We start from the raw sequence: 17,482 nt of genomic DNA on the forward strand, positions 1-17,482 counted from the left end.
CCGGGGCTTTCAGCCGGTGGCGTCGGCCTTCTCGGACCGCCCCGCCTTCTCCGTGGCGGCCGGGGGCCGCGGCCCGCTCTCGTGCGCCACCGGCTCCGGGAGGTTCCGCATCAGGCCCCAGTACCCGAGGGCCGCGACCGTGCCCACGACCGCGCAGAAGCCCCACAGCCAGTCCGCGCCCAGGCGGTCGATGACGGAGCCGGAGATCAGCGGGGCCGCGAGCGCCGCCACCGCCCAGGACATGGTGTACATGCCCTGGTAGCGGCCGCGCGCGTGCGTCGGCGAGAGGCGGACGACCAGGCCCGTCTGGGTGGGGGCGTTGACGATCTCGGCGAGCGTCCACAGGCACACCGTGAGGGTGATGAGGCCGACCGATCCGGCGAACGCCGTGAGGCCGAAGCCGTAGCCCGCCACGAGCGAGGAGATCACCAACAGGCGCTGCGGGTCCCGGTGTTCGATGAATCGTGTCACCGGGATCTGCAACAGCACGATCATGACGCCGTTGAAGGCGATCGCGATGCCGTAGTCGCTCGGCTTGAAGCCCGCCTCGCCCATCGCCACCGGCAGTCCCACGTACGCCTGCTGGAAGATCAGCGCGACCAGGAAGGAGAGCCCGACGACGCCCATGAAGCGCCCGTCCCGCAGCACCGTGCCGAGCCCGGCCTCCGGCTCGTCGCCCGCCTCCCCCTCGACGGGCGCGGGCCGCGACTCCGGCAGCTTCACGAAGATGACGGCCGCGCACGCGAGCGTCATCGCGGCCTCCAGGAGGAAGCCCGCGAGGTAGCTGTACGAGGCGATGAAGCCCGCGGCCGCCGAGGAGATGGCGAAGCCGAGGTTGATGGCCCAGAAGTTGAGCGAGAACGCGCGGACGCGGTCCTCGGGCCGGACGATGTCGGCCATCATCGCCTGCACGGCGGGGCGCGAGGCGTTGCTGGCCATGCCCACGAGGAAGGCCACCGCCGCGATGGCCACCGGGTGGGTCATGAAGCCGAGCAGCGCCACGGACAGACCCGTGGACGTCTGCGCGATGAGCAGCGTGGGCCGCCGTCCGAGGCGGTCGGTCAGGACGCCCGCGCCGAGCGAGGAGACGACGCCGCCGAGCCCGTGCAGGGCCGCGACGAGGCCCGCGTACGTGGCCGAGTAGCCCTGTTCCAGGGTCAGGTAGATCGCCAGGAACGTGGACACGAAGGCGCCGAGGCGGTTCACCAGGGTGCTGGTCCACAGCCACCAGAACGCCGGGGGCAGCCCCGACACGGATTCCTTCACGGCGCGTCTTGCGGCGGTGAGCGGCATACGAGGATCCCCCGAGGCGGTGCGGGCCCGGCCGCCGGGGCGGCCAGGGATGTAAGTGTCGGGAACGGCAGTCACAACTTACGCAACCGCGGTCCCTCCGGACTACTCATTTGACAGGTAGCGTCAATCGCTCCGGGACGCGGCCCCCTCCGGAGTTCCATTACGCTCGTGGGCATGGCCGACGCACCGTACAAGCTGATCCTCCTCCGCCACGGCGAGAGCGAATGGAACGCGAAGAACCTGTTCACCGGCTGGGTGGACGTCAACCTCAACGAGAAGGGCGAGAAGGAGGCGGTCCGCGGCGGCGAGCTGCTCAAGGACGCGGGCCTGCTGCCCGACGTCGTCCACACGTCGCTCCAGAAGCGCGCCATCCGCACGGCCCAGCTCGCGCTGGAGTCCGCGGACCGCCACTGGATCCCCGTCCACCGCAGCTGGCGTCTGAACGAGCGCCACTACGGCGCCCTCCAGGGCAAGGACAAGGCCCAGACCCTCGCCGAGTTCGGCGAGGAGCAGTTCATGCTCTGGCGCCGCTCGTACGACACCCCGCCGCCCGCCCTCGAGGACGGCACCGAGTTCTCCCAGTCGGGCGACCCGCGCTACGCCTCCATCCCGCCGGAGCTGCGCCCCCGCACGGAGTGTCTGAAGGACGTCGTCGTCCGCATGCTCCCCTACTGGTACGACGGCATCGTCCCCGACCTCCTGGCCGGCCGCACCGTCCTGGTAGCCGCGCACGGCAACTCGCTGCGCGCCCTGGTCAAGCACCTCGACGGCATCTCCGACGCCGACATCGCGGGCCTGAACATCCCCACCGGCATCCCGCTCGCCTACGACCTGGACGCCGCCTTCAAGCCGCTGAACCCGGGCGGCACCTACCTCGACCCGGAGGCCGCGAAGGCCGCGATCGAGGCCGTGAAGAACCAGGGCAAGAAGAAGTAGCCCTCCCGTACGAACGAAGACCCCTGTCCTCGGGAAGCCGTGGGCGGGGGTTCTTCTTATGTGGTGGTGTCCCTTATGCGCAAGGCCAGTCAGGGCCGTTCTTCGAGTGTGGCCGAGCGGTGGGCCGCGCCACTGGCGTGGGGGGTGTTCCTCGGAGGTGCGGGGGCCGCTGTCGCCTTCGGGGACCGGCTGTGGCGGCTCGCCGGGGAGGCGTGGGCCGTGGGCGGGTATCTCTTCGGGGGCCTGTGCGGGTTCGGGGTGCTCGTGGGGTGGGCGGCGGCCATGGACGCGCGGAAGCGGGGGCGGTGGGTCGTGGCGGCCCTCGCGGCGGGGGTGAGCGGGGTCGCGACCGTGGCGCTCGTGAGTCTGGTGCGGGGGCGCGACGGGCGGCTGCTCGGCTCCTTGGGGCGCGGGCCGGGCGGGCGGATGTGGGTCGAGGACCATCCGGGGGCGCAGTTCGCCGTCCTCGGTGGGCTGGCGTGCGGCGCGCTCCTGCTGTGGCGGGTGCTGCCGCGTCGGGCGACGGGACGACGCCGCAGGGCCTGAGCGGGGCTACTCCGCGGTGGTGGGGCGGGGCTGGGTGAGGTGGGTGAAGGCGTCCAGGTTGCGGGTCGATTCGCCGCGGGCGACGCGCCAGGCGTACTCCTTGCGGATCGCCGTCGCGAAGCCCAGTTCCAGGAGGGTGTTGAAGGAGCCGTCCGCCGCTTCCAGGACGGAGCCGAGGAGGCGGTCCAGCTCGTCGGGGGTGACGGCGGCGAGCGGGAGCTTGCCGGTGACGTAGACGTCGCCCAGGGGGTCGATCGCGTAGCCCACGCCGTACAGGCGGAGGTTGCGCTCCAGGAGCCAGCGGTGGACCGCCTCGTGGTTCTCGTCGGGGTGGCGGACCACGAAGGCGTTCAGGGAGAGGGAGTGCCTGCCCACGCGCAGGGAGAGCGTCGTGGAGAGCTTGCGGGTGCCGGGGAGCTTGACCACGTACGAACCCGGCTCGGGGGACTCCCAGTCGAGCTCGGCGTCGGCCAGGAACCGCTCGATCACCGCACCAGGTGTCTCACCGGCAGCAACGTCACCCATGGTGCGAGGGTACGCGACGGCGGTGGTCGTGCATCGCCGCGGTGTACACGTCCGCCGTGGCCGACGCCGCCGTGCCCCAGCCGAAGGACTCGGCGTGCCGGGCGGCCGCCGCGCCCATGCGGTCGACGAGGTGGGGGGCGTCGGCGAAGTCGCGCAGCACGCGCGCGTAGTGGGCCGGTTCGTGATCGGGGATCAGGAAGCCGGTGACGCCGTCGCGCACCGCGACCGGCAGGCCGCCCACCGCCGCCGCGAGGACCGGCGTGCCCGCGGCCTGCGCCTCGATGGCGACGAGCCCGAACGACTCGCTGTAGGAGGGCATGACGAGCAGGGACGCCGCGCGGAACCAGTCGGCGAGCTGGTCCTGGCCGACCGGGGGCTGGAAGCGGACCACGTCCGCGATGCCCAGGCGGGCGGCCAGCTTCTGCAGCCCCTCCGGCTTGGCGAGGCCGCTGCCGCTCGGGCCGCCGACGATGGGGACGACGATGCGGCGGCGCAGCTCGGGGCGCTCGTCGAGGAGGACGGCCACCGCGCGCAGCAGCACGTCCGGGGCCTTCAGGGGCTGGATGCGGCCCGCGAAGAGCGGGACGAGGGCGTCCTGCGGCAGGCCCAGGCGGTGGCGGGCGGCGGCCCGGCCGTCGCCGGGCCGGAAGCGGTCGAGGTTGACGCCGGGGTGGACCACGGCGACGTTGCCGGGCTCGGCGTCGTAGTGCCGTACGAGTTCGTCGGCCTCTTCGGAGGTGTTGGCGATGAGCCGGTCGGCGGCGCGCACGATCTGGGTCTCGCCGATGACGCGGGCGGAGGGCTCGGGGGTGTCGCCCGCGGCGAGCGCCGCGTTCTTGACCTTGGCCATGGTGTGCATGGCGTGCACGAGCGGGGTGCCCCAGCGCTCGGCGGCGAGCCAGCCGACGTGGCCGCTGAGCCAGTAGTGCGAGTGGACGAGGTCGTAGTGGCCGGGGCGTTGGCCCGCCCAGGCGAGCATGACGCCGTGCGTGAAGGCGCACAGCTGGGCGGGAAGCTCCTCCTTGGCCAGGCCCTCGTAGGGCCCGGCGTCCACGTGGCGCACGAGGACGCCGGGAGCCAGCTCGACGGTGGGCGGCAGCGCTCCCGTGGTGGCGCGGGTGAAGATCTCGACCTCGATGTTGATCTCGGCGAGGCGCTTGGCGAGCTCCACGATGTAGACGTTCATGCCGCCCGCGTCGCCGGTGCCGGGCTGGTGCAGCGGTGAGGTGTGCACGCTGAGCATGGCGACGCGCCGCGGGCGGCGGGGCGAGCCGGGGAGGCGAAGCCGGGCGGGTGCCGCAGGGGCCGCTGGGAGACGACGCCCGAGCCTGGTCACGTAGTGGCTCACGTGGCGGTCCTCCTTGGCCTTGGCGGCGGCGTCCTGGTCCTCGTACCGCGGGCACGGCGCTCTCGCATCCGAGGGCACAGCGCTGCGGAGGGCGTACGAGGTCCTCTGAGGACGGCAACACCGGAACTTCCTGCTCCATTTCCTCTTTGCCAAAGCATTACCTTGGGGGTCCCCACCGCAGCCCTTGCATACGCTTGCCCCATGTCCTCCCGCGCACTTCGCACCCCCTCTTCCGCGGCTCGCCCCGTGGGAACCGTCACGCGCGGGACGACCAACCCCAACCGGCTGCGCCGCATGGACCGCTGGATCGCCGCCGCCCACGGCGCCGCGCTGCGCCGCGCCGCCGACCCGCTCGCCGTCGACCTGGGCTACGGCGCCGCCCCCTGGACCGCCGTCGAGCTGCTCCTGAGGCTGCGCACCGCCGCCCCGCACGCGCGCGTGGTGGGCATCGAGATCGACCCGGCACGGGTGGCGGCGGCGCGCCCGTACGAGCGCGAAGGGCTCTCCTTCCGGCACGGCGGCTTCGAAGTGCCGCTGCCCGCGCGCCCGGTCCTCATCCGCGCCGCGAACGTGCTGCGCCAGTACGACGAGGGCGACGTCGGCGCCGTCTGGGAGCGGCTGTGCGCGCGGCTCGCCCCCGACGGGCTGCTCGTCGAGGGGACCTGCGATGAGATCGGGCGGCGGCACGTGTGGGTCGCGCTCGGCCCCGAGGGCCCGCGCACGGTGACCTTCGCGGCCCGGCTCGCCTCCCTGGAGCGCCCCTCCGACCTGGCCGAGCGGCTGCCCAAGGCGCTGATCCACCGGAACGTGCCGGGCGAGCCGGTGCACGCCTTCCTGCGCGACTTCGACCGGGCGTGGGCGGCGGCCGCCCCGTACGCGTCGTACGGGGCGCGGCAGCGGTGGATCCGGGCGGTGCGCGACCTGCGGGCGGACTGGCCGGTCGTGGACCGCGGCACGCGCTGGCGGCAGGGCGAAGTGACGGTGCGCTGGGAGGCGCTCGCGCCCCGCGGGGCGTGAGCGCCGGGGCGGGACCGCGCCCGGGCGGCGCGCAGACCGCGCCCCGCGGCGGCCGAACGCATCAGGTGGCGCCGCCGGTTCGCCGCGAGTGAACGTTCGACCGAAGGGAACGATCACCGCGTGCCGTTCGTCACACGAGACGGGAGGGGAACGGGAGTTGCCACGCGGCCCTGTCGTTCGGGGCGTGGACATGGCACCATCCCGAGCACGTCACGAAGTTACTGACGGTAAATCAGCTCTGAGCGGTGGGTCCGCCCATGGATCCACCGATGGATCTGCGGTGGGGGTGGAGCGTGTCCGGCAAGCGGTACTCGACGGCGACAGCCATGGCTCTGATCTGCGCGGCGGCGGTGCTCGCCGCACCGGGCACGGCGTTCGCGAGCCCGGCCGAGCCCACCCCGCCCGGCCCGCCGACGCCCGCCGGGGACACACCACTTGAGCAGGTCCGCAAGCAGATCGACCGGCTCTACCGCGAAGCGGGCACGGCCACCGACGCGTACAACGCGGCGGAGGAGAAGGCCGACAAGCAGTCCAGGCAGATCGTCCGCCTCGCCCGCGACATCGACAAGGGCCAGCGGAAGCTGGACCGGCTCAAGGCCCAGGCCGGCGCCGCCGCCCGCGCGCAGTACCGCAGCGGCGGCATCCCGGACCAGGCCCGGCTGATGCTGAGCGACAGCCCCGAGCGGTTCCTGGACGGCGCGGGCCGGCTGCGCCAGGGCCAGCACGGCACGAAGTCGCTGCTCACGGAGATGGCCAGGACCCAGGCCGATCTGAAGACGTACGCCAAGGACGCCTCCGCCCAGTGGCGCAAGCTGGAGGCGGGCCGCAAGGCCAAGGCCGAGGCGAAGCGGAAGATCAAGCAGAAGATCGCCGCCGCCGAGAAACTGGAGTCGCGCCTGGAGAAGAAGGAGCGCGAGCGGCTGCGCCGCCTTGAGGAGGAGGCCGCCCTCAAGCAGCAGTCGGCGTGGGTCGGCTCCGGGATACTCAAGGACCTCAAGGGCGACGCGACCGCGCGCGGCAGGAAGGCCGTCGCCTTCGCCACCGCCCAGATCGGCAAGCCGTACGTGTGGGGCGCCGAGGGCCCGAAGTCGTACGACTGCTCGGGGCTCACGTCCAAGGCCTGGGCGGCCGCGGGCCGCGGCATCCCGCGCACCTCGCAGGAGCAGTGGAAGCGCCTGCCGCACATCGACGTGAAGAACATGCGCCCCGGCGACCTGATCATCTACCACAAGGACGCCAGCCACGTGGGGATGTACGTGGGCGACGGCGCCATCGTGCACGCCCCCCGACCGGGGCGGAACGTGACGATCGCGGGCGCGGGCTCGATGGAGATCCTCGGGGTCGTACGCCCGGACAGCTGATCCGGACAGCTGCCCCGGACGGCTGACCCGGACGGCTGATCCGGACGGCTGATCCGGACGGCTGACCCGGACGGCCGAACCGGCCGGAAGCCTTCCGCGTGACCTCACGCCTCGCCGTGCGGAGTCGTGCGGCGCCGTGCGGACCCCGCGCGGAGCCGTTGCGGGACCCCTCCCCAATGCCCGGGAGGGGTCCCACCGCGCACCGCCTACGGTGTGCCGCGCACGCCTGTGACCCACCGCACGAGGCACCGCCCCGCTCAACCCCGCGGGCGTGATGTTCGTCATCCCTGTCGAACCGGGTTCGTGCCCCATTGCGGTCCAGGAGGCGGCATATGCCGCGTGCCGGGTGCCGCGCCGCATTCCCCCGTGGCCTCGGCTACCGCTATGGTCCCCGTTTGGTGTGGGGCGTGCGACCGTCGCCCCACCGTGCCCTCGGGGGGAGGGAAGGAACTCCACGCATGCCCGTACCCATACCGCGGCAGAGAGCGATCCCGGCCGCGGAAGGCGGTCAGGCCCCGGCGGCGGCGACGCCCGACGCCTCCCCGGACGGCTCCGGCCGCACCGGCGGCCCGGGCGGCCCCGGCACCACCGGAAGCCCCGGGCTCACCCTGCTGCTCGTCGAGGACGACCCGGGCGGCTCCCTGAGCCTGCCCGAGCTCGTGGACTCCGCGGGCCGCCCCATACGCATCCGCACCGCCCGCAACCTCACCGAGGTCGAGCGGCTGCTCACGGACGACGTGCACTGCATCCTGCTCGACCTCGCCCTGCCCGACGGGCCCGACGCGGCGCACGGGACGGACCGGACGCCCGCCGACGCCGACGAACTGACCCCGCTCCGGCACGTCCTTCGCCTCGCGCCCCGGCACGCCGTCCTCGCCCTGACCACGTCCGGCGACGCCGAGCGCGGCGCGCGGGCGGTGCGGGTCGGCGCCCAGGACTATCTGTTCCGCGACGAGCTGGACGGCCGGCTCCTGAGCCGCGCGATCCAGTACGCGGTGGAGCGCAAGCGCGCGGACGCCGCGCAGCGCCAGCTCACCGAGTCCCGCCTGCGCGCACAGGAGAACGCCCGCCTGGAGCGGGGCCTGCTGCCGACGCCGCTGCTCGAAGGGTCACCGCTGCGGTTCGCCTCGCGCTACCGCCCCGGCCGCTCCCGCGCGCTGCTCGGCGGCGACTTCTACGACACGGTGCGCACCCCGGACGGCTCGGTGCACGTGATGATCGGCGACGTCTGCGGCCACGGCCCCGACGAGGCGGCGCTCGGCGTGGAGCTGCGCATAGCCTGGCGGGCCCTGACGTTCGCGGGCCTGGTCGGCGACGAGCTGCTGTCCACGCTGCAGAAGGTCCTGGAGCACGAGCGGGCGAACGAGGAGATCTTCGCGACCCTGTGCACGGTCGACATCGCGCCGGACGGCCGCCGGGCGGGCCTGTGCCTGGCCGGTCACCCGTCGCCGCTGATCGCCCGCCCCGGCCACCCGGCCGAACTGCTGCCGTACGACAACGGCGGCCCGGCGCTCGGGCTGCTGCCGCGCGCCCGCTGGCCGCGCCAGCAGGTGCAGCTCGGCGGGACCTGGAGCCTGATGCTCTACACGGACGGCCTGATCGAGGGCCGGATCGGCCAGGGCAACCAGCGGCTCGGCCAGGACGGGATGGTGGAGATGGTGCGCCGCAAGCTCGCGGCGGGCCTGCGCGGCGACGAGCTCCTGGAGGCGGCCGTGACCGAGGTGCGGGAGCTCAACGGCGGCGAACTGACGGACGACGTGGCCGTGCTGCTCCTCGACCGCGAGACGGGCCGCGAGCGCTGAGCGTTCCGCTGGATGTGCCGCACCACGCGTCGGGTGCCTGCGGGTTCGTCAGGGCTGGTCGCGCCCGCGCGGCGGAGCCACAGATGTGCACGGCCCCGCGCCCCTTCGGGGCACGGCCGAACCGCAGCGGACTTCACCAAGCCCGCTCAGCCGCCGCCCCTCCGGTCACCGCCCGCCGTTGTACGGGCCGTACGGACCGTCGCTGCTGGAGCCGCGGCGGCCGCCGCCCCCGCCCATGACCTGGCGCAGCGCGGGGCGTACGTCGACCATGTACACGATCGTGGCGACGAGGCCGATGATCGGCAGGAACGACAGGATGTTGAAGATCAGGTTCACCACGAAGGCGAGACCGAGGATGATCAGCCAGAACGGCTTGGTCTTCTTGTCGGCCGCCCGATAGGCGTCCTCCCGCCGGACGGCGGCGTCGATGAGCGCGAATCCGCTGAACAGGATCAGGGCAAGCGACAGCAGCCACATGAAGTTCGCGAACCCCTGCATCAGCACAACGTCCACCACCAGTCTCGGCAAATCCAACACGACGCACGTGTCGTACGTACGAAGTCACGGTACCGCTACCCGCACAACGGGCCGGGCACTCCGAGAGTGCCCGGCCGGGTGTGCGAGCGCCAGCCCCGCCTTCCGCTACTTGGCGGGCGGCGTGGTCTTCTTCGCGGTCGTCTTCTTGGCGGTCGTCTTCTTCGCGGCGGGCTTGGTGGCCGCGGCGCCCTCGGACGTGTCGGAGGCTTCGGACGTCTCCGACGTCTCCGACGTCTTCGTCGTCTCCGTCGTCGCGGACGCCTCAGGCGCGTCGGGCTCGACGGTGTCGGCGAGCTCCACGAGCTCGTCGGCCGCCTCGCCGCGCAGGTTCCGCACGGTCTGCTCGCCGTGCTCGGCGACCTTCTCGTACGTCTCGCGCGCCTGGACCGTGTACTCGACGGCGACGCCGACACCGCGCAGGGCGAAGTCCTGGGCGTTCTCACCGATGCGCTTCAGGTCCGTGTCGAGGACGCCGAAGAACTCGCCGACCTTGCGCTGGATGACCTCGCGGGCCTCCTTGGCGCGGGCGGCCGCCCGGTCCTGGACGTCCTTGGGGTTGGTGTTGCGCACCGCCTCCAGGCGGGCGGGGGCCTCGGCGGCGAGCTGCTCGATGGCGCCGGGCACCTTCTTCGCCTGCTGGAGCGCGAGTTCGGCGCTGCCGACGACGAAGTAGAGGGGGGTCGGGTTGGTGACGGCCTTGCGCACCTCTTCGGTGATGGGCATGAGGAGGGTCCTCCCGGATCGGCTTCAGCTGGGGGGCTGTTCGTCCGAGGGCCGGCGGCCCTCGGGGTGGACATCACTGCCGTCGGCCGTGCGGGGTCCGTCAGCGGTGGGGGCCGGTGCGCCGTCCCCGGCGCCGTCGTGGGCGCTCTCGGGACGGGCACCGTTCGAGCGCTCCGAGTACGAGGTGGCGTACGCGTCCGTGGACGACGAGGGATCCGAGGGCTCCACGGGCGCCGATACGAAGCCGTTCTCCTTGCGGAACGACTCGTAGATCTGCAGGAGCACCTGCTTCTGCCGCTCGTTGATGGACGGGTCGGCGAGGATGACGGCGCGCGTCTCCAGCTCGTCCCGCTCCTTCTCGTCGAGGATCCCGGCCCGGACGTAGAGCGTCTCGGCGGAGATCCGCAGCGCCTTGGCGACCTGCTGGAGCACCTCGGCGCTCGGCTTGCGCAGCCCTCGCTCGATCTGGCTCAGATACGGATTGGACACCCCGGCGGCATCGGCGAGCTGCCGCAGCGACAGCTGCGCGCTGCGCCGCTGCTCGCGCAGGTACTCACCGAGATTGCCGACGTTGAGCGATGCCATGTCCCCGATACTGCCCCGGCTTGCTAACTATTGCAAGCAGCCGCTTGCAATAGTGCGCTACGCCACGCGGGCCGGGCGGCCCTCATGTGGTCGTGTGCCGTGGCGTGTACGCCCACTTCGGTACGGAGTGCTGCGCCACCGGGCCCACCGCCACGGCGTACAGGACCGTGCCGACGCCCACAGAGCCGCCGAGGAGCCAGCCCGTGGCGAGGACGGTGATCTCGATGCCGGTGCGGACGGTGCGCAGGGAGCGGCCGGTGGTGGCGGTGAGGCCGGTCATCAGGCCGTCGCGGGGGCCGGGGCCGAAGCGGGCGCCCACGTAGACGGCGATCGAGAAGCCGTTCAGCAGGATGCCCGCCGTCAGCAGGGCGATCCGCACGGGCAGGCCCGCGGACTGCGGGACCAGCCAGAGGCCGACGTCCGCCGCGGCGCCCACGAGGGCGATGTTGGCGAAGGTGCCGAAGGTCGGCCGCTGCCGCAGCGGGATCCACAGGGCGAGGACGGCCGCGCCCACCAGCGTGGTCAGCAGGCCGAAGCTGAAGGGGGTGTGGCGCTCCAGGCCCTGGTTCAGGACCGCCCAGGGGTTGACGCCCAGGTCGGCCCTGACCGTGAGCGCGATGCTGAAGCCGTACAGGGCGAGGCCGATGAGGAGTTGGGGGATGCGCCGTGAGGCGCCTTCGGCGAAGGGGAGGTAGGTGAGGGGCGGGGGCGGCGTCCCCTGGGCCGGGCCCCGCTGCCCGGTCCGCCTGGCCGGGCGCCATCGCCGGGTCCGTCTGGCCGGGCGCCACCACCCCGTCCGCCACCACCCCGTCCGCCGCCGCCCAGCTTCCCGGCCCGGGACCGGGCCCCGCTCCTCCCGTTCGTCTGCCGCCCCGTGGGTGGTTCCGCCGCTACCGCGGCGGGGTTCCAAACTCCCCGGCTTCGCCCGCCGAGGCCCCGGGCACGGTGCCCCACAAACCCGCTCCACGCCTCGCCCTCCTCCACTTCGCCAATGGCCAGGAGTCTGTACAGTCATCGGCCTGGAAAGCATGGCCAATCTTCGGGGAGTGGTATGGCCGAGCGGACTCTGGGCGGGCCGCAGCTCGCCGCGCTGCTGCCCGGCGCGGCGGAGGCGAGGCCCGCCTACCGGCATCTCGCCCGGGCCATCGGCGACCTGGTGCTCGACGGCCGGATCGCGCTGCGGGTGCGGCTGCCCGCGGAGCGGGAGCTGGCCGTGGCGCTCGGGGTCAGCAGGCCCACCGTCACCGCCGCCTACGACCTCCTGCGCGACAGCGGTTACGCGCACAGCCGCCGGGGCTCCGGCACCTGGACCGCGCTGCCCGCGGGGCGGGCACCGAGCGGGGTCACCCGCGCCCTCGCGCCGCCGGACACCGCCATCGACCTGGCACGGGCGGCGCCGAGCCCGCCGGAGCAGGCCGTGACCGCGGCCCTCGCGGCGGTCGCGCCGCACGTCGCCGAGCACACGCGGAGCCCGGGCTACCACCCGTACGGACTCCCGGAGTTGCGCGCCGCCGTCGCCGAGCGGTTCACGCGGCGCGGCCTCGCCACCGTGCCGGAGCAGATCCTGGTGACCTCCGGCGCCCAGCACGCGCTCACGCTGGTCCTCGGGCTCCTCTCGACCCCGGGCGACCGGGTCCTGGTCGAGAGCCCGTCGTACCCGAACGCCCTGGAGGCGCTGCGCCGCTCCCGGCTCCGCCCGGTGTCCGCCCCGGTGACCGACGACGGCTGGGACGCGGGGCTCGTCGAGTCGACGCTGCGCCAGGCCGTGCCCCAACTGGCCTATCTCATCCCCGACTTCCACAACCCCACCGGCCTGCTCATGCCGGACGACACCCGGGCCCGGGTGCTGCGCGCCGCGCACCGCTGCGGCACCTGGCTGGTCGTCGACGAGACGCTCACCGACCTCGCCCTGGACGTCCCGGCCCCGCTCCCCTGCGCCGCACACGCCGCGCCCGGCGCGTCCGCGCAGGTCATCACCGTCGGCTCGATGAGCAAGAGCCACTGGGGCGGGCTCCGCGTCGGCTGGCTGCGCGCGCCCGCGCGCCTCGTGACCGAGCTGGCCGCCCAGCGCGTCGCGCACGACCTGGGCGGCCCGGTCGTGGACCAGCTCCTCGCCCTGCACTTCCTGGAGAAGGCGGAGGTGCCGGAGCGGGTCGCGCGGCTGCGCGAGCGGCGGGACGCGCTCACCGGGGCGCTCGCCGCGCACCTGCCGGAGTGGACCTGGCGGCAGCCGCCCGGCGGGCTCTCGCTCTGGGTGGACCTGGGCGCCCCTGTCGCCGCCGCGCTGGCCGAGCGGGCCCTGGACTACGGCGTGCGGATCGAGGGCGGCGCCTGTTTCGCCGCCGATCCGGGCGTGTTCGAGCAGCGGCTCCGCCTCCCGTTCGCCGCCGCGCCGGACGTGCTGCGCGAGGCCGTGCGCCGTCTGGCCGCCGCGCTCGCCGACGACCGGCCCCTGCCCTCGGCCGCCCACCGCCCGCGGTGGATCGTCTGAGGCCGCGGGGCCCGTACTCGCGTACACGCCACGTCCGGCTCGTCCGCGTATCATCCGGACACCTATTCGATCTTCCGGTGGCCGGGGGGCCGCCGCGAACCAATGGGGGGGAACCCATGCGCCACAGAGCGCTCACCACGGCGGGCCTGTGCGCCGCCGTCGTCCTGGGGGCCGTCGGCCTGGCGCCGACCGCGAGTGCCGGTACGCCTGCCGGTACCTCTGCCGGTACGGCGGAGAAGGCGCCCGGCGGCGCCCGTCCGGCCGTCGAGGGGCCGGACTTCAACGGGGACGGCCGTCCGGACCTCGCCGTCGGCGCGCACACCGCGACCGTCGACGGAGTCAAGCGGGCGGGCGCCGTCACCGTCGCCTACGGCTCCGCGCACGGTCTGACGTACGACACCGCGCACATCCTCGGCCAGGGCACGCCGGGCGTCCCGGGCGAGCCCGTGCCGGACGCGCGCTGGCGCGCGGTCAGCGACTACGGCGACCTCGACGGCGACGGGTACGACGACCTGGTCCTGCACTGGCTCCAGAAGAACATGGTCCTTTGGGGCAGCAAGGACGGCATCACCGGCGCGGGCACGGCCCTGCCGCCCGGCGACTACCGGGCCGACTCCCCGAAGCTGCTGGGCGGCGGCGCCGGCGTGGGCGACGTCAACGGCGACGGCGTCGACGACTTCGTCAGCCGCGGCAACAACGGCCTCTCGTACGGCGTCTCCGTGCTGCTCGGCCCGCTGAACCGGGAGACCGGCAAGCCCGCGGGCGTGTGGCACCGCGACTCCGCGAAGGCCGACGAGCTCGTCATCGGCACCGTCTACGTGGGCGATCTGACCGGCGACGGCATCGACGACGTCGTGGCCAGCGGCGGTGTCGTCCTCGGCAACGGCAAGCCGGGCGGTGTCGTCCTCAAGGGCTCCAAGGACGGCCTGGTCAAGGGCGATCCCTTCACGGGCCCGCGCAAGCTCGGCACCGAGCTGCCGTCCGCGTTCGGCGATCTCAACAAGGACGGCTACCAGGACCTGGTCACCGGCCACCCGGACCGGAACCAGGTGTACGTGACGTACGGCGGTCCGAACGGTACGGGCACCACCCTGAAGTCGCGCTCGTACTCGCAGGCCAGCGCCGGGGTGCCGGGCGTCGACGAGGCGGGCGACAACTTCGGCTCGGCGGTGGCGGTCGGGGACACCGACGCCGACGGGTACGCGGACCTCGTCGTCGGCGCCTCGTACGAGACGGGCTCCGACCCGGTGGCGACGGCGAAGGCGGGCGCGGTGACCGTGTTGCGCGGCGGCCCCTCCGGGATCACCACCGAGGGCGCGCGGACGCTCACGCAGAACTCCAAGGGCGTGCCCAGCACTTCGGAGGCCGACGACCACTTCGGCGCGGCGGTGGCCGTGACCGGCGCGGGCGGCCGCCCCGAGGTGCTCGTGGGCGGCAACGGCGAGGACGGCTTCAAGGGCCGCGTCTGGCGGCTGCCGACGGGGCCGGGCGGCGTCACCGGCACCGGCTCCACCAGCTTCCGGCTCGACACCCTGGGCGGCCCGGCGGGCGGCGGCAACTTCGGTTACCGGATGGTCGGTTGACCCTGGCGGCCCCGCTCCGGCGGGGCCGCCCGTGCGGGGCCGCTCAGCGGTTGGCGACCCGGTTGAAGGAGGCCTTGGCCCACACGTAGCCGAGCACGGTCAGGGCGGTCAGCCAGGCCAGGGAGATCCAGGCGTCGTTGCCGATCCCGGTGCCGAGGAGCAGCCCGCGCACCGTCTCGGTGATCGGCGTGAAGGGCTGGTACTCCGCGAACCAGCGGATGCCCTCGGGCATCGAGTCCGGGGGCACCACGGCGGAGCCGAGGAACGGCAGGAACGCCAGCGGCAGCGGCGCGTTGGACGCCGTCTCCACGCTCTCGGAGCCCAGGCCGATCGCCGCCGAGAGCCAGGCGAGGGCGAACGCCAGGAACAGCAGCAGGCCGAGGACCGCCGCCCACTCCAGGACGTGGGCGTTGGAGCGGAAGCCGACCGCGAGCGCGACGCACACGATGAGCAGCAGGCTGACCGCGGTCTGCACCACGTTGCCCAGGACGTGCCCGACGAGGACCGAGGCCCGGGAGATCGACATCGTCCGGAAGCGGTTGATGATGCCCTCGGTCATGTCGGTGCACACCGACACGGCCGTGGCGATCGAGCTGGTGGCGATGGCCATCAGCAGGATGCCGGGGGTGATGTAGTTGGTGTACTCCTCCCGGCCGCCGCCCCCGACTCCGGGGACGTCGATGCCGTTGCCCAGCGGGGCGCCGAAGACGTACACGAACATCAGCAGCATCAGGACCGGCAGGACCACGACCGACAGGGTCAGCGACGGATACCGCTGCGCGCGCTTGAGGTTGCGGCGCAGCATCGTCATCGAGTCGCGCAGCGCGTAGCTGGTGGTGGTGCTCATCGCTGAGCCTCCTTCACGGCGGTGCCCACGGCGGTGCCCACGGCGACGGTCCTGCGGTCCTGGCCGGTCAGGGCGAGGAACACGTCGTCCAGATCTGGGGTGTGCACGGTGAGCGCCTCGGCCTGGATGCCGGAGCCCTCCAGGACGTCGAGGACGGCGCGCAGGACGGGGATGCTGCCGTCGCTGGGGACCTGGAGCGTGAGCTCGTCGTCGTCGCGCGTGACGGTGCTGAGCGCGAGGCGGTCGGTGGCGGCGTTCAGATGGTGGATGTCGTTGAAGCGCAGGCGGATGTGGCCGCCGGGGATGCGGCGTTTGAGCTCCTCGGCCGTGCCCTCGGCGACGATCCTCCCGTCGTCGAGCACCGCTATGCGGTCGGCCAGTTGGTCGGCCTCTTCCAGGTACTGCGTGGTCAGGAAGATGGTGGTGCCGCCCGCGACCAGGTCGCGGATGAGGTCCCACATCGTGCGGCGGCTGCGCGGGTCGAGGCCGGTCGTCGGCTCGTCGAGGAAGATCACGCTCGGGCGGCCGACCAGCGTCATCGCGAGGTCCAGCTTGCGGCGCATGCCGCCGGAGAAGGTGGCGGCGGGCTTCCGCGCGACATCGGCGATCTCGAAGCGCTCCAGGAGTTCGGCGGCCCGGCGCTTGCCCTCGGCCCGGTCCAGGTGCAGCAGGTCCGCGATGAGGAGCATGTTCTCCTCGGCCGTCAGGAGGCCGTCGACCGCCGCGAACTGCCCCGTCACGCCGATGGAGTCGCGGACGGCGTCGGGGTGCCGGTCCAGGTCGTGGCCCGCGATCTCGGCCGTGCCGCCGTCGTGGGAGATCAGGGTGGAGAGGATCTGCACGGTGGTGGTCTTGCCCGCACCGTTCGGACCGAGCAGCGCGAAGACCGTGCCGGGCACGACGCTCAGGTCGATCCCGTCGAGCACCACCTTCTCGCCGTACGCCTTGCGCAGCCCCTGTGCGGCGATCGCCTTCGGCGGTGCGGTCTCACCGGTGGTGGCAGTCATCGTGCCGCCTCCTTGCTTCGTGTCAGACGGAGGCGGCGCGGACCACGATGTCGCCGTAGCCGGTGCGGGCCGAGATCTCGACGGTCTCGGCGCCCGGCGCGGGGCCCGCGGCGGAGCCGAGCGCGTTGCGGACCGCGCCGAACTGGGAGTTGGCCTCCAGCCAGGCGACGCTGGAGTCGCGGATGCCGACCTCGAGGTCGCCGATGGCGGCCTCCATGGTGACCCGGCCGCGGGCCACGTCGCCGAGCTTGATGCTGCCGTTGTCCGCCTTGGCGTCGACGGCGGCGTGCGCGATGCCCACGTAGATGTTGCCGTTGGCGGTGGTGGCGCGCAGGTCGCCGGTGATCTCACCGATGCTGGTGTCGTTCTTGTGGTTCCTGACGGTGGCGGTGCCGGTGATGTCGCCGAGGTCGACCTGTCCTGCCGCCTCGACCACGACGTCGCCGGTGGCGCGCTGCAGGCGGACCGCGCCGAAGCCCGTCTTGAGGTAGGCCGCGCCGGTCTCCGCGACGTGGATGTCACCGGCGGACGACTCGAAGCGGCAGTCCCCGAGGCGGCCCTGGGTCCAGAAGGCCCCGGCGGCGGTGACGCCCCGGACGTCGGACCCGGACGGGAGCTCCACGGCGACCTCCACCGAGCCGCTCTTGCCGAACACGGACCGCTGCTTGGGGCCCTTGACGACGAGGCGCCCGTCGACGCAGGAGATCTCGACCTGCTCGGCGGCCTTGACGTCGGCGCTCTCGCGGTCGTCGGTCGGCGTCACCGTGACGACGGTGTCCAGACGCTTGGTGGCGGTGAAGCGGGCGGTGCCCATGTCGAACTCGACGAGGGCGGAGAGCGGTTCGGGGGTGTCGAAGGTAGGCATGGCCGTCCTGTTCCGA

General features: G+C 73.3%; 17 protein-coding genes. 7 read left to right on the plus strand and 10 right to left on the minus strand.

The features are described 5' to 3' along the window. Positions 1-9 precede the first annotated feature (9 nt). Entirely contained in the window at positions 10-1,293 is a 1,284-nt protein-coding gene (locus CP982_RS20125) for an MDR family MFS transporter (RefSeq protein WP_150511824.1), read from the minus strand. 174 nt (positions 1,294-1,467) lie between these two features. On the opposite strand from CP982_RS20125, the gene CP982_RS20130 reads away from it, so the two are divergent. After that, positions 1,468-2,229, plus strand: a complete 762-nt coding sequence (locus tag CP982_RS20130; RefSeq protein WP_030682335.1) for a phosphoglyceromutase — start codon at positions 1,468-1,470, stop codon at positions 2,227-2,229. A 75-nt stretch (positions 2,230-2,304) separates the two neighbouring features. Then, a complete protein-coding gene (locus tag CP982_RS20135; protein WP_150511825.1) occupies positions 2,305-2,775 on the plus strand; it encodes a hypothetical protein in 471 nt (156 codons plus the stop codon). Positions 2,776-2,781: 6 nt separating this feature from the next. On the opposite strand, the gene CP982_RS20140 is transcribed toward CP982_RS20135, so the two are convergent. Then, the gene (locus CP982_RS20140; RefSeq protein ID WP_150511826.1) at positions 2,782-3,300 is read right to left on the minus strand and encodes a type III secretion system chaperone family protein; all 519 of its coding nucleotides are present in this window, start codon (positions 3,298-3,300) and stop codon (positions 2,782-2,784) included. Continuing rightward, a complete protein-coding gene (mshA, locus tag CP982_RS20145; RefSeq protein ID WP_150511827.1) occupies positions 3,293-4,648 on the minus strand; it encodes a D-inositol-3-phosphate glycosyltransferase in 1,356 nt (451 codons plus the stop codon). Before mshA ends, CP982_RS20140 begins: the two co-directional genes overlap by 8 nt. A 201-nt stretch (positions 4,649-4,849) precedes the next feature. On the opposite strand from mshA, the gene CP982_RS20150 reads away from it, so the two are divergent. From CP982_RS20150 to CP982_RS20160, 3 genes are all read left to right on the plus strand, one after another. Further along, positions 4,850-5,665: a class I SAM-dependent methyltransferase gene (locus CP982_RS20150; RefSeq protein ID WP_150511828.1), complete on the plus strand. Its 816-nt coding sequence runs from the start codon at positions 4,850-4,852 to the stop codon at positions 5,663-5,665. A 257-nt stretch (positions 5,666-5,922) separates the two neighbouring features. Then, on the plus strand, positions 5,923-7,026 hold the full coding sequence (locus tag CP982_RS20155; protein ID WP_229879530.1) for a C40 family peptidase: 1,104 nt from the start codon (positions 5,923-5,925) through the stop codon (positions 7,024-7,026). 458 nt (positions 7,027-7,484) lie between these two features. After that, entirely contained in the window at positions 7,485-8,828 is a 1,344-nt protein-coding gene (locus CP982_RS20160; RefSeq protein WP_170316461.1) for a PP2C family protein-serine/threonine phosphatase, read from the plus strand. A gap of 165 nt (positions 8,829-8,993) precedes the next feature. On the opposite strand, the gene CP982_RS20165 is transcribed toward CP982_RS20160, so the two are convergent. The 4 genes from CP982_RS20165 to yczE all read right to left on the minus strand — a co-directional run bounded on the left by CP982_RS20165 (position 8,994) and on the right by yczE (position 11,583). After that, positions 8,994-9,326 (minus strand): DUF2516 family protein, encoded by a 333-nt coding sequence (locus tag CP982_RS20165; RefSeq protein ID WP_184925535.1) that lies wholly within the window; start codon positions 9,324-9,326, stop codon positions 8,994-8,996. A gap of 144 nt (positions 9,327-9,470) precedes the next feature. After that, the gene (locus tag CP982_RS20170) at positions 9,471-10,088 is read right to left on the minus strand and encodes a hypothetical protein (RefSeq protein ID WP_150511830.1); all 618 of its coding nucleotides are present in this window, start codon (positions 10,086-10,088) and stop codon (positions 9,471-9,473) included. 24 nt (positions 10,089-10,112) lie between these two features. Further along, positions 10,113-10,673, minus strand: a complete 561-nt coding sequence (locus tag CP982_RS20175) for a helix-turn-helix domain-containing protein (protein WP_150511831.1) — start codon at positions 10,671-10,673, stop codon at positions 10,113-10,115. 82 nt (positions 10,674-10,755) lie between these two features. After that, on the minus strand, positions 10,756-11,583 hold the full coding sequence (gene yczE, locus CP982_RS20180) for a membrane protein YczE (RefSeq protein ID WP_221515577.1): 828 nt from the start codon (positions 11,581-11,583) through the stop codon (positions 10,756-10,758). A 141-nt stretch (positions 11,584-11,724) separates the two neighbouring features. On the opposite strand from yczE, the gene yczR reads away from it, so the two are divergent. Both yczR and CP982_RS20190 read left to right on the plus strand, forming a co-directional pair. Further along, on the plus strand, positions 11,725-13,164 hold the full coding sequence (gene yczR / locus CP982_RS20185) for a MocR-like transcription factor YczR (protein WP_150511832.1): 1,440 nt from the start codon (positions 11,725-11,727) through the stop codon (positions 13,162-13,164). A 116-nt stretch (positions 13,165-13,280) separates the two neighbouring features. Continuing rightward, on the plus strand, positions 13,281-14,747 hold the full coding sequence (locus tag CP982_RS20190; protein WP_150511833.1) for an FG-GAP and VCBS repeat-containing protein: 1,467 nt from the start codon (positions 13,281-13,283) through the stop codon (positions 14,745-14,747). 43 nt (positions 14,748-14,790) lie between these two features. Here CP982_RS20190 and CP982_RS20195 read toward each other — a convergent pair whose 3' ends face one another. The 3 genes from CP982_RS20195 to CP982_RS20205 are packed head-to-tail and all read right to left on the minus strand — an operon-like array spanning position 14,791 to position 17,466. Beyond that, positions 14,791-15,594 (minus strand): ABC transporter permease, encoded by an 804-nt coding sequence (locus CP982_RS20195; RefSeq protein ID WP_150511834.1) that lies wholly within the window; start codon positions 15,592-15,594, stop codon positions 14,791-14,793. Further along, the gene (locus tag CP982_RS20200) at positions 15,591-16,601 is read right to left on the minus strand and encodes an ATP-binding cassette domain-containing protein (RefSeq protein WP_150511835.1); all 1,011 of its coding nucleotides are present in this window, start codon (positions 16,599-16,601) and stop codon (positions 15,591-15,593) included. Before CP982_RS20200 ends, CP982_RS20195 begins: the two co-directional genes overlap by 4 nt. A 22-nt stretch (positions 16,602-16,623) precedes the next feature. Next, positions 16,624-17,466: a DUF4097 family beta strand repeat-containing protein gene (locus CP982_RS20205; RefSeq protein ID WP_150511836.1), complete on the minus strand. Its 843-nt coding sequence runs from the start codon at positions 17,464-17,466 to the stop codon at positions 16,624-16,626. Between the last annotated feature and the right edge of the window lie 16 nt (positions 17,467-17,482).

The organism is Streptomyces spectabilis (assembly GCF_008704795.1).
GTDB classification, from domain to species: Bacteria; Actinomycetota; Actinomycetes; order Streptomycetales; family Streptomycetaceae; genus Streptomyces; species Streptomyces spectabilis.

What these genes read in the sequence shown, in the direction of transcription:
- CP982_RS20125 (WP_150511824.1), bottom strand. Translation starts at nt 1,293, where the DNA reads ATGCCGCTCACCGCCGCAAGACGCGCCGTGAAGGAATCCGTGTCGGGG.
- CP982_RS20130 (WP_030682335.1), top strand. Translation starts at nt 1,468, where the DNA reads ATGGCCGACGCACCGTACAAGCTGATCCTCCTCCGCCACGGCGAGAGC.
- CP982_RS20135 (WP_150511825.1), top strand. Translation starts at nt 2,305, where the DNA reads ATGCGCAAGGCCAGTCAGGGCCGTTCTTCGAGTGTGGCCGAGCGGTGG.
- CP982_RS20140 (WP_150511826.1), bottom strand. Translation starts at nt 3,300, where the DNA reads ATGGGTGACGTTGCTGCCGGTGAGACACCTGGTGCGGTGATCGAGCGG.
- CP982_RS20150 (WP_150511828.1), top strand. Translation starts at nt 4,850, where the DNA reads ATGTCCTCCCGCGCACTTCGCACCCCCTCTTCCGCGGCTCGCCCCGTG.
- CP982_RS20155 (WP_229879530.1), top strand. Translation starts at nt 5,923, where the DNA reads ATGGATCCACCGATGGATCTGCGGTGGGGGTGGAGCGTGTCCGGCAAG.
- CP982_RS20160 (WP_170316461.1), top strand. Translation starts at nt 7,485, where the DNA reads ATGCCCGTACCCATACCGCGGCAGAGAGCGATCCCGGCCGCGGAAGGC.
- CP982_RS20165 (WP_184925535.1), bottom strand. Translation starts at nt 9,326, where the DNA reads ATGCAGGGGTTCGCGAACTTCATGTGGCTGCTGTCGCTTGCCCTGATC.
- CP982_RS20170 (WP_150511830.1), bottom strand. Translation starts at nt 10,088, where the DNA reads ATGCCCATCACCGAAGAGGTGCGCAAGGCCGTCACCAACCCGACCCCC.
- CP982_RS20175 (WP_150511831.1), bottom strand. Translation starts at nt 10,673, where the DNA reads ATGGCATCGCTCAACGTCGGCAATCTCGGTGAGTACCTGCGCGAGCAG.
- yczR (WP_150511832.1), top strand. Translation starts at nt 11,725, where the DNA reads ATGGCCGAGCGGACTCTGGGCGGGCCGCAGCTCGCCGCGCTGCTGCCC.
- CP982_RS20190 (WP_150511833.1), top strand. Translation starts at nt 13,281, where the DNA reads ATGCGCCACAGAGCGCTCACCACGGCGGGCCTGTGCGCCGCCGTCGTC.
- CP982_RS20195 (WP_150511834.1), bottom strand. Translation starts at nt 15,594, where the DNA reads ATGAGCACCACCACCAGCTACGCGCTGCGCGACTCGATGACGATGCTG.
- CP982_RS20200 (WP_150511835.1), bottom strand. Translation starts at nt 16,601, where the DNA reads ATGACTGCCACCACCGGTGAGACCGCACCGCCGAAGGCGATCGCCGCA.
- CP982_RS20205 (WP_150511836.1), bottom strand. Translation starts at nt 17,466, where the DNA reads ATGCCTACCTTCGACACCCCCGAACCGCTCTCCGCCCTCGTCGAGTTC.